Consider the following 10,103-nt stretch of genomic DNA (forward strand, 5'->3'; position numbering starts at 1 on the left):
GTTGTGTGTATATATAACATTCAGACCCGGGTGATTTATTGATTTAAATCAACAAAATCACTAACCACATAAAGAGTGTGGTCTGAATTTTTTGTTTTAGATCAATTTTAATGATTTACCAATTCAACTTACCCTGCCTGGTTTTCAACATAAATTGAGACACTTAGCCGCTTTTCCGCGGGTAATTTTGCTCACCAGGCATTAGCAGGTAAGCTAGGCAGAGAATGAAATTCGCAGGAGAGCGAGATGACAACACCTTTAACCTGGCATGACGTGCTGGCAGAAGAGAAGCAGCAGCCCTATTTTATTAATACCCTCAGTACCGTTGCGGCTGAACGGCAGGCCGGCCAGATAATTTATCCACCGCAGAAAGATGTATTTAACGCCTTTCGCTACACCGAACTGAGCGACGTGAAGGTGGTTATACTGGGGCAGGATCCGTACCATGGTCCCGGGCAGGCTCACGGACTGGCATTTTCCGTGCGTCCGGGCGTGGCCATTCCCCCTTCTCTGCTGAATATGTATAAAGAGCTGGAAGGAACGATTCCGGGTTTCACCCGCCCTAATCACGGTTATCTGGAAAGCTGGGCGCGCCAGGGCGTGCTGTTGCTGAATACCGTATTAACCGTCCGGGCGGGTCAGGCACACTCCCACGCCAGTCTGGGATGGGAAACCTTTACCGATAAGGTTATCAGCCTAATCAATGAGCATCGTGAAGGCGTCGTGTTTTTACTCTGGGGTTCACATGCCCAAAAGAAAGGGGCGATTATCGATCGTCAGCGCCATCACGTACTGAAAGCACCGCACCCGTCGCCGCTGTCTGCGCATCGCGGTTTCTTTGGCAGTAACCATTTTGTTCTGACGAATGAGTGGCTGGAAAAGCGTGGCGAAAAGCCGATTGACTGGATGCCTGTGTTACCGGCAGAGAGTGAGTAGGGTTTGAATGTGCCGGGTCAGGCCCGGCACATAAAAGGCTTATGCTTTGTTCTGACGCCACCATTCGGCCAGCAGCACGCCGGTCGCAACGGATACGTTCAGGCTTTCAACGTTGCCAGTGCCGTCGATAGAAACGCTCATGTCAGCGCTGGAGAGTGCCGCATCAGACAGACCATCGCGCTCCTGACCTAACACCAGCACCATTTTGCGCGGCAACGTCGCTTTAAACAGCGGCGTAGCGGCACGGCTTGAGGTGGTGACAATGGTGTAGCCCGCGTTACGGAATTGCTCAAGGGCCTCCAGCACGCTGTCGCCGGTGATCGGCTGAACATGCTCAGCACCGCCTTCCGCGGTACGGATTGCCGCACCGGATTCCAGCAGCGCGGCATCCTGCAACAGAACGCCTTTCACGCCAAAGTGCGCGCAGCTACGCATCATAGCGCCCAGGTTATGCGGGTTACCCACATCTTCCAGCGCCAGCACACAGTCATCGGCATCCGCCTGGCTGACCCACTGCTGCACGGTGGTGCCGTTACGTTTTTTGATCAGGAAGCAGACGCCGCCGTGGTGTTCAGTCCCGGACGCTTTTGTCAGCTCGGCATCGTCAACCACGTGGTAGGCTTTACGGTTCGCCGCCATCCAGCGCAGCGCTTCTTTAAAGCGCGGGGTCACGCTCTGGATAAACCATGCGCGAACGATACACTCCGGGCGGCTCTGGAACAGGGCCTGACAGGCGTTCTCGCCATATACACGGGTTTCTTCCGCACGCTGACGACGCAGCACTTCCGGATCGATAAAGCTTTTTCCGCTGATACCGCCGTGATCGGCTTTTTCGGTCGCCTCTTCACCGGGCGCGCGCGAAACGGTACGCCATGGCGATCCACCGTCGCGGACAAAATCATCGCGTTTGCGATCGTCACGCTTACGGTCATCACGTTTGCGGTCATCGCCGCGGTTATTTCTGTCATCGCGGGCGGGGCGACGGCCACCGTCTGCACGAGAAGACGCCGGACGCCCGCCACCTTTTCCGGTACGCGGATTTTGGGTGCGTTTATCAGAGTCATCATCACTGCGGACATACATCACTTTGACCTTGCCGCTTTTGTTTTTCATTTCGTCGTTCATGCTTTTCTCCACCAGCGCTGCGCGAAGCGCGCAGATTACCCGATGTGCAAGCTCATAGCCATAATTTCGTACAAAAGCCTGTGACTATTGTTCCCATTGAATAAAACGCGTTGTCGATTTATACAGGCTCACTGATAATATGTAACATATCAGAAACATTATCGGCATTCTGCCGTTGTTCCACGGCTCTATCAGAGGTTAGTTATGAATACCGTATGTGCCAACTGTCAGGCTTTAAACCGCATTCCGGACGATCGGATGGATGACGGTGCGAAATGCGGGCGTTGTGGCCACGAATTATTTGATGGCGATGTCATTAACGCGACGGGTGCTACGCTGGACAAACTCCTCAAGGACGATCTGCCGGTTGTGGTCGATTTCTGGGCACCGTGGTGCGGCCCCTGCCGTAACTTTGCGCCCATCTTCGAAGACGTGGCTGAAGAGCGCAGCGGGAAAATGCGTTTTGTTAAAGTGAATACCGAAGCGGAACGTGAACTCAGCGCCCGTTTTCGCATTCGCAGCATTCCAACCATTATGATTTTCAAAAATGGGGAAGTGATCGACATGCTCAATGGTGCAGTACCGAAGGCGCCTTTCGACAGCTGGTTAAACGAATCCCTGTAACATTCACGGGGCACATCTTGTGCCCCGTTCTCTCCTCTGCGAAAATGGGTTTTTTCCTGCCTTTTCGCCCATGACTGATAACGCTGTACTTCAATTACGCGCCGAGCGCCTTGCGCGCGCAACCCGCCCTTTTCTGGCCCGAGGCAATCGTATTCGCCGCTGCCAGCGCTGCCTTTTACCGCTGAAAGTGTGTCTGTGCGAAACGCTTACACCGAGCGAGGCGAAAAGCCGCTTTTGTCTGGTCATGTTCGATACCGAACCGATGAAGCCCAGCAACACGGGGCGTTTGATCGCCGATATTCTGCCCAATACCGCAGCGTTTCAGTGGTCGCGCACTGAGCCACCTCAGGCTCTGCTTGACCTGGTGGCAAACCCGGACTATCAGCCCATGGTCGTTTTCCCGGCATCATATGCAGGCGAACAACGCCAGGTGCTTACGGCGCCACCATCCGGTAAGCCGCCGCTGTTTATTATGCTCGACGGCACCTGGACCGAAGCAAGAAAGATGTTTCGCAAAAGCCCTTATCTTGATGCGCTGCCGGTGATTTCCGTCGATCTGTCGCGCGTTTCGGCCTATCGCTTACGAGAAGCGCATGCCGAGGGTCAATATTGCACCGCTGAAGTCGCCATTGCGCTACTGGATCTGGCGGGCGATACCCAGGCGGCCAGCGCATTAAGCTCCCACTTCTCCTGCTTCCGCGAACGTTATCTGGCAGGAAAAACCGTTCATAAGGGTAGCGTCACAGCAACAGAGACAGAAAGCGTTTAAAATCATCAGGTCGCTTGCATTCACAGGAGGCCTGCATGAGCCAGAGAGGGTTAGAAGCGCTACTCCGTCCGAAATCCATTGCCGTTATTGGCGCCTCGATGAAACCGGACCGCGCAGGGTATCTGATGATGCGTAACCTGCTGGCTGGCGGGTTTAACGGCCCGGTCATGCCCGTTACGCCCGCTTATAAAGCGGTACAGGGGGTGCTGGCGTGGCCGGACGTGCAAAGTTTACCGTTTGTTCCCGACCTCGCCGTGCTCTGTACGCATGCGAAACGAAACCTCGAATTGCTTGAGTCGCTCGGTCAGAAAGGCTGTAAAACCTGCATTATTCTTTCCTCGCCTCCTGAACAGCAGCCCGAACTGCTGGCCTGCGCCAGCCGCTACCAGATGCGCATTCTTGGTCCAAATAGCCTCGGTCTGCTTGCGCCCTGGCAAGGGCTGAATGCCAGTTTTTCCCCGGTTCCGATCCGTAAAGGCAAACTGGCCTTTATTTCACAGTCGGCAGCGGTATCCAATACCATCCTCGACTGGGCGCAGCAGCGTGAGATGGGCTTTTCCTATTTCATCGCCCTCGGCGACAGCCTGGACATTGACGTTGATGAGCTGCTGGATTTCCTGGCGCGTGACAGCAAAACCAGCGCTATCCTGCTCTACCTTGAACACCTGAGTGACGCCCGTCGTTTTGTGTCGGCATCGCGTAGCGCATCGCGTAATAAACCGATTCTGGTCATCAAAAGCGGGCGCAGCCCCGCGGCTCAGCGCCTGCTGCAATCCCATTCCGGGATGGATCCCGCATGGGATGCAGCGATCCAGCGCGCCGGTTTACTGCGGGTACAGGATACGCACGAGCTTTTTTCCGCCGTCGAAACGTTGAGCCACATGCGTCCCCTGCGCGGTGAAAAGCTGATGATTGTCAGCAACGGAGCCGCTCCCGCCGCCCTGGCGCTGGACGAGCTCTGGCTACGCAACGGCAAGCTGGCCACGCTGGGTGAAGAGACGCTCCAGCGCCTGCGGGACGCGTTACCGGGAAGCGTTGTTCCCGATAATCCCCTCGATTTGCGCGATGATGCCAGCAGCGATCGTTACATTAAGGCGATCACGATTTTGCTGGATAGCCAGGACTTTGATGCGCTGATGATTATCCATTCGCCCAGCGCGGTTGCGCCAGGCAGCGAAAGTGCACGAACGCTGATTGAGGCTGTCCGAAACCATCCGCGCGGCAAATACGTCACCCTGCTGACCAACTGGTGCGGCGAGTTCTCCTCGCAGGAAGCGCGACGTCTGTTTAGTGAAGCCGGGTTGCCAACCTACCGTACGCCAGAGGGCACCATAACCGCGTTTATGCATATGGTTGAGTACCGCCGCAACCAGAAGCAGCTGCGTGAAACGCCTGCCCTACCGGGCAACCTCACAGCAAATTCGGTGGACGTACACAGTTTATTGCAACAGGCCATCGAAGAGGGCGCCACTTCGCTTGATACGCATGAAGTGCAACCCATTCTTGGCAGCTATGGGATGCAAACACTGCCGACCTGGATTGCCGGTGACAGCGCTGAGGCGGTACATATCGCTGAGCAGATTGGCTATCCGGTCGCGCTGAAGCTGCGCTCCCCCGATATTCCGCACAAATCGGATGTTCAGGGCGTCATGCTGTATCTGCGCACCGCGACAGAAGTACAACAGGCCGCGGATGCCATTATCGATCGCGTTAAAATGACGTGGCCACAGGCCCGGATCCACGGCCTGCTGGTGCAGAGCATGGCTAACCGAGCAGGTGCGCAGGAGCTGCGCGTGGTCGTCGAACACGATCCGGTTTTTGGTCCACTTATTATGCTGGGTGACGGCGGCGTTGAATGGCGGCCAGAAGAACAAGCGGCTGTCGCGCTTCCACCTCTAAACATGAACCTGGCGCGTTATTTGGTTATTCAGGCCATCAAAAGTAAAAAAATCCGCGGCAGAAGCGCTCTGAGGCCGCTTGATATCGCCGGGTTAAGCCAGTTTCTGGTGAAGGTCTCCAACCTCATTGTTGACTGTGCGGAGATCCAGCGCCTGGACATCCACCCGCTCCTCGCTTCCGGAAATGAATTCACTGCCCTCGACGTGACGCTGGAAATTGCGCCATTTGTCGGTGACCGGGAAAGCCGTCTCGCCATTCGTCCTTATCCTCTCCATCTGGAAGAGTGGGTGGAGATGAAAAATGGAGAGCGGGCACTGTTTCGTCCTATCCTGCCGGAAGACGAGCCGCTGCTGCGAGCGTTCATCTCGCAGGTGACGAAAGAAGATTTGTACTATCGCTATTTCAGCGAAATTAATGAATTTACCCACGACGATTTAGCCAATATGACCCAGATCGACTACGATCGAGAAATGGCGATTGTCGCGGTCCGCCGTTCCGCAGAGGGAGAGGAGATCCTCGGCGTGACGCGTGCCATTTCCGACCCGGATAACGTGGATGCGGAGTTTGCCGTACTGGTGCGTTCCGATCTTAAAGGTTTGGGTTTGGGCAGACGGCTGCTCGAAAAACTCATTGGTTATACGCGCGATCACGGATTGTCACGGCTCAATGGCATTACTATGCCAAATAATCGGGGTATGGTGACCCTGGCGCGGAAGCTCGGTTTTGACGTTGATATCCAGCTGGATGAAGGCATTGTCTCTTTGTCCCTCAGCCTGACTTCGACGGATAAACAAGAGTAAGCTGCTGGAAATGTTACCCACTTTTCCCGGCACTGGGGTATCATTGTCCGCTTATGTTGTTTGCCTGGTACAGACAACCCTTCAATGAACAGAGAAGAAACGCACTGTGATGTTGTCAAAATTTAAGCGTAATAAACATCAACAACACCTTGCTCAACTACCGAAGATTTCTCAGTCAGTTGATGATGTAGAGTTCTTTTATGCTCCCGCTCATTTCCGGGAGACGCTTCTTGAAAAGATTGCCAGCGCTACGCGACGTATTTGCATTGTGGCGCTCTATCTTGAACAAGATGAAGGTGGGCGTGCGATCCTGAACGCGCTCTATGAAGCGAAACGTCAGCGTCCGGAACTGGATGTTCGCGTGCTGGTTGACTGGCACCGTGCTCAGCGTGGCCGTATTGGTGCGGCTGCCTCGAACACTAACGCTGACTGGTATTGCCGCACGGCCCAGGAGAACCCGGGGATCGATATTCCGGTGTATGGTGTGCCCGTGAATACCCGTGAAGCGCTTGGCGTTCTTCATTTCAAAGGATTTATCATCGATGACAGCGTCCTTTACAGCGGCGCCAGCCTGAATGATGTTTATCTCCATCAGCTCGATAAATACCGTTACGATCGCTACCATCTGATCCGCAATCCGCAGATGACCGACATCATGTTCAACTGGGTTGATAAAAACCTGGTTCATGGCCGGGGTGTGCATCGTCTTGACGATCCTCATCGCCCGAAAAGCCCGGAAATCAAAAACGACGTTCGCTCCTTCCGCCAGGAGCTGCGCGATGCGGTTTATCGTTTCCAGGGTGATGCCAATAATGAAGAACTGTCCGTTACGCCTCTGGTAGGCCTGGGTAAATCCAGCCTCCTGAACAAGACTATCTTCCATTTGATGCCGTGCGCGGAGCATAAGCTCACCATCTGCACCCCTTACTTCAACCTTCCCGCCGTTCTGGTGCGTAATATCATTCAGTTGCTGCGTGATGGTAAAAAGGTGGAAATCATTGTCGGGGATAAAACGGCAAACGACTTTTTCATTCCGGAAGATCAGCCTTTCAAGATCATCGGCGCACTGCCTTATCTCTATGAGATTAACCTGCGCCGCTTTCTGAGCCGTTTACAGTACTATGTGAACACGGACCAGCTCGTCGTGCGCCTCTGGAAAGATGAAGATAACAGTTATCATCTCAAAGGAATGTGGGTTGATGACGAGTGGATTCTGCTGACCGGTAATAACCTGAACCCACGCGCCTGGCGTCTGGATTTGGAAAACGCCATTCTTATTCACGATCCTCAGCATGCGTTAGCCGCGAAACGCGATCGTGAGCTGGAGCTTATACGCACGCATACCACAGTGGTTCGTCATTATCGCGATCTGCAAAGCATCGCTGATTACCCGGTGAAAGTTCGCAAGCTGATTCGCCGTCTACGTCGGATCCGTATCGATCGCCTCATCAGCCGCATTCTGTAATACACGAGCCCTGTCATCGACGGGGCTTTTTTATGGAGCCTGTTAATGCGTACGCCTTGCCTGATAATCCCTCTTTTGCTGACAGGTTGCAGCCATATGGCTAATGATAACTGGTCGGGTCAGGATAAAGCTCAGCACTTTCTGGCGTCGGCAATGATGTCCGCTGCGGGTAATGAGTATGCGCTGCACCAGGGTTATAGCAGGGATCGAAGTGCCACAATAGGCCTGATGTTCTCCATCAGCCTGGGGGCATCAAAAGAACTTTGGGATAGCCGCCCCTCGGGAAGTGGCTGGAGCTGGAAAGATTTTGCCTGGGACGTAGCCGGGGCAACAACCGGCTACGCCGTCTGGCAGATGGCGCATTATTAAAGGCGGATACCTTTTCCTTTGCGATGCAGCATCAGCGAGACAATAAACGCCAGCGCTCCCATTACGGTGACATACCAGAAGAAGGTCGTTTCACTGCCCCACGACTTAAGCGATAGCGCGACATACTCCGCCGAACCGCCGAACAGGGCATTCGCGACCGCATAAGACAGGCCTACGCCCAGCGCCCTCACCTGTGCGGGAAACATTTCCGCTTTCAAAATGCCACTGATTGCCGTGTAAAAACTGATAATAATGAGCGCCACCATGATTAAAGCGAAAGCGGCATACGGAGAGGTTGTATGCTGTAGCGCCGTCAAAAGCGGAACGGTACCCAGGGTGAGCATGCCGCCAAAGATCAGCATGGAGGTACGGCGACCAATTTTGTCCGACAGCGCGCCGACAATCGGCTGGATGAGCATAAAGACGAGTAACGCCACCGTCATGACGACACTCGCAACGTTTGCATGCATGCCCGTGGTGTTAACCAGATATTTTTGCATGTAGGTGGTGAAGGTATAGAAACTTAGCGAGCCCGCGGCGGTAAAACCTAACACCATCAAAAATGCTTTGCGGTTTCGCCAGAGTCCCTTCATCGAGCCCGCCTCTTTCAGCGCCCTGACCTCCTGTTGAGAGGTTTCATCAAGCTGACGGCGTAGCCACAGGGCGACAACCGCCAGGGCAGCGCCCATAGCAAACGGGATGCGCCAGCCCCAGGCGCGCAAATCTTCATCGCTAAGGATTTGTTGCAGGATCACCACAACCAGTAACGCCAGCAGCTGTCCGCCGATGAGGGTCACATACTGAAATGATGCATAGAAACCTTTTCGGCCTTCAACCGCCACTTCGCTCATGTATGTCGCACTGGTGCCGTATTCGCCACCGACTGACAGCCCCTGGAACAGACGTGCCAGCAGCAACAATGCGGGTGCCCATGTTCCGATAGTGTCATATCCGGGCAGGCAGGCAATCACCAGCGAGCCGACGCACATCATGCATACGGAGATGAGCATGGAGGTCTTGCGCCCTTTTCTGTCTGCGATCCTGCCGAATAGCCATCCACCGATAGGGCGCATCAGGAACCCGGCGGCAAAAACGCCCGCGGTTTGCAAAAGCTGAGTTGTGGTGTTCCCTGACGGGAAAAAGATATGCGCAAAGTAGAGTGAACAAAATGAATAGACGTAAAAGTCAAACCACTCTACAAGGTTTCCTGATGAGGCCCCAACGATTGCCCAAACCCGACGGCGAGTATCCTTACCTGCCAAATTGGTGTTATCCGTATCTGCACTGGCTACGGTTTCTGTCATTTTAATATCCCCTGTCTCACATTGCGGGCCTTTGCCCACAAACAGTAAAACCGGATTTAAAACGAATCGTTAGGTAAATAAAATGTTTCCAATATGTTTCATTGCGTTTTGTGAACTCGATCAGCTATCTAATTATTAGCGGACGCAGTAATTATCCCCAGGACTGCTGGTGGGCCTTTTTTCGCTGCAAGTAATCTTCGTCTGCACGAATTTTATCCCACCACTTTTTGAAGACTGCGGCTGCTTCTGCTTTCACTGGATCGTGATCGAGGGGTTTGACTTGTCGTTCCGCATCATACTTTTTACCGCCCTTATGATTCGCGTATCGCCGGGCGCGGGTATAGCCCATTTGTATGAATTTACGCGCCATATCCATACCTACAAAATCGTTTTTACTGCGGTACTCTTCAAAGAGAGCGTATATCTCTTGTGCCGAACGCGCTGCGACTTCAGAATTTTTAAAACGCCAGTGTGGAAGGATTTCGCTTTTATAAGGCTCGACCATCAATACGCCCTGCTCACCCCGGCCAACCTGATACCGTTCGGGATGTTCGCGAAAATTTATATTTGCAAAATCTTGTTGGTAATCAAAAGGACGAGTCAAAGCGGCACCTTTGTTAAAATCGTTTTAACAATTGTAGGCCGGATAAGGGGAAGCCGCCATCCGGCATGTTTTTCCGCGCACAAAGCAAAAAACCCCGCACCTTCCGGTACGGGGTTCTTTCTGTTTGATGCCTGGCAGTTCCCTACTCTCACATGGGGAGACCCCACACTACCATCGGCGCTACGGCGTTTCACTTCTGAGTTCGGCA

At 53.7% G+C, this 10,103-nt stretch carries 9 protein-coding genes; 6 read left to right on the forward strand and 3 right to left on the reverse strand.

The features are described 5' to 3' along the window. Window positions 1–246 precede the first annotated feature (246 nt). A complete protein-coding gene (gene ung, locus IM282_RS11350; RefSeq protein WP_038416527.1) occupies window positions 247–936 on the forward strand; it encodes a uracil-DNA glycosylase in 690 nt (229 codons plus the stop codon). Window positions 937–975: 39 nt separating this feature from the next. Here ung and IM282_RS11355 read toward each other — a convergent pair whose 3' ends face one another. Then, window positions 976–2,061 (reverse strand): tRNA/rRNA methyltransferase, encoded by a 1,086-nt coding sequence (locus IM282_RS11355; RefSeq protein WP_023300740.1) that lies wholly within the window; start codon window positions 2,059–2,061, stop codon window positions 976–978. Between the two features lie 204 nt (window positions 2,062–2,265). On the opposite strand from IM282_RS11355, the gene trxC reads away from it, so the two are divergent. From trxC to IM282_RS11380, 5 genes are all read left to right on the forward strand, one after another. Then, window positions 2,266–2,685 (forward strand): thioredoxin TrxC, encoded by a 420-nt coding sequence (gene trxC, locus IM282_RS11360; RefSeq protein ID WP_003860733.1) that lies wholly within the window; start codon window positions 2,266–2,268, stop codon window positions 2,683–2,685. A gap of 70 nt (window positions 2,686–2,755) precedes the next feature. Further along, a complete protein-coding gene (gene tapT, locus IM282_RS11365) occupies window positions 2,756–3,454 on the forward strand; it encodes a tRNA-uridine aminocarboxypropyltransferase (RefSeq protein ID WP_023306729.1) in 699 nt (232 codons plus the stop codon). A gap of 35 nt (window positions 3,455–3,489) precedes the next feature. Next, window positions 3,490–6,153 carry a protein lysine acetyltransferase gene (pat, locus tag IM282_RS11370; RefSeq protein WP_108367216.1) on the forward strand — a complete coding sequence of 888 codons (2,664 nt, stop codon included), beginning with the start codon at window positions 3,490–3,492 and terminating at the stop codon, window positions 6,151–6,153. Between the two features lie 109 nt (window positions 6,154–6,262). Beyond that, window positions 6,263–7,618 carry a CDP-diacylglycerol--serine O-phosphatidyltransferase gene (pssA, locus tag IM282_RS11375; RefSeq protein ID WP_126490759.1) on the forward strand — a complete coding sequence of 452 codons (1,356 nt, stop codon included), beginning with the start codon at window positions 6,263–6,265 and terminating at the stop codon, window positions 7,616–7,618. A gap of 45 nt (window positions 7,619–7,663) precedes the next feature. Then, window positions 7,664–7,987: a YfiM family lipoprotein gene (locus IM282_RS11380; RefSeq protein ID WP_022649053.1), complete on the forward strand. Its 324-nt coding sequence runs from the start codon at window positions 7,664–7,666 to the stop codon at window positions 7,985–7,987. Here IM282_RS11380 and IM282_RS11385 read toward each other — a convergent pair. Together IM282_RS11385 and IM282_RS11390 are read right to left on the reverse strand one after the other, a co-directional pair. Next, window positions 7,984–9,291: an MFS transporter gene (locus IM282_RS11385; RefSeq protein WP_032623738.1), complete on the reverse strand. Its 1,308-nt coding sequence runs from the start codon at window positions 9,289–9,291 to the stop codon at window positions 7,984–7,986. The genes IM282_RS11380 and IM282_RS11385 overlap by 4 nt on opposite strands. A gap of 151 nt (window positions 9,292–9,442) precedes the next feature. Continuing rightward, window positions 9,443–9,895: a DUF4385 domain-containing protein gene (locus IM282_RS11390; RefSeq protein WP_032622345.1), complete on the reverse strand. Its 453-nt coding sequence runs from the start codon at window positions 9,893–9,895 to the stop codon at window positions 9,443–9,445. Window positions 9,896–10,103 lie beyond the last annotated feature (208 nt).

Source organism: Enterobacter cloacae complex sp. P29RS (genome assembly GCF_014893445.1).
Classification (GTDB): Bacteria; Pseudomonadota; Gammaproteobacteria; order Enterobacterales; family Enterobacteriaceae; genus Enterobacter; species Enterobacter intestinihominis.

Excerpts from the sequence above, each read along its gene's own strand:
- ung (WP_038416527.1), top strand. The coding sequence starts at position 247 with ATGACAACACCTTTAACCTGGCATGACGTGCTGGCAGAAGAGAAGCAG.
- IM282_RS11355 (WP_023300740.1), bottom strand. The coding sequence starts at position 2,061 with ATGAACGACGAAATGAAAAACAAAAGCGGCAAGGTCAAAGTGATGTAT.
- trxC (WP_003860733.1), top strand. The coding sequence starts at position 2,266 with ATGAATACCGTATGTGCCAACTGTCAGGCTTTAAACCGCATTCCGGAC.
- tapT (WP_023306729.1), top strand. The coding sequence starts at position 2,756 with ATGACTGATAACGCTGTACTTCAATTACGCGCCGAGCGCCTTGCGCGC.
- pat (WP_108367216.1), top strand. The coding sequence starts at position 3,490 with ATGAGCCAGAGAGGGTTAGAAGCGCTACTCCGTCCGAAATCCATTGCC.
- pssA (WP_126490759.1), top strand. The coding sequence starts at position 6,263 with ATGTTGTCAAAATTTAAGCGTAATAAACATCAACAACACCTTGCTCAA.
- IM282_RS11380 (WP_022649053.1), top strand. The coding sequence starts at position 7,664 with ATGCGTACGCCTTGCCTGATAATCCCTCTTTTGCTGACAGGTTGCAGC.
- IM282_RS11385 (WP_032623738.1), bottom strand. The coding sequence starts at position 9,291 with ATGACAGAAACCGTAGCCAGTGCAGATACGGATAACACCAATTTGGCA.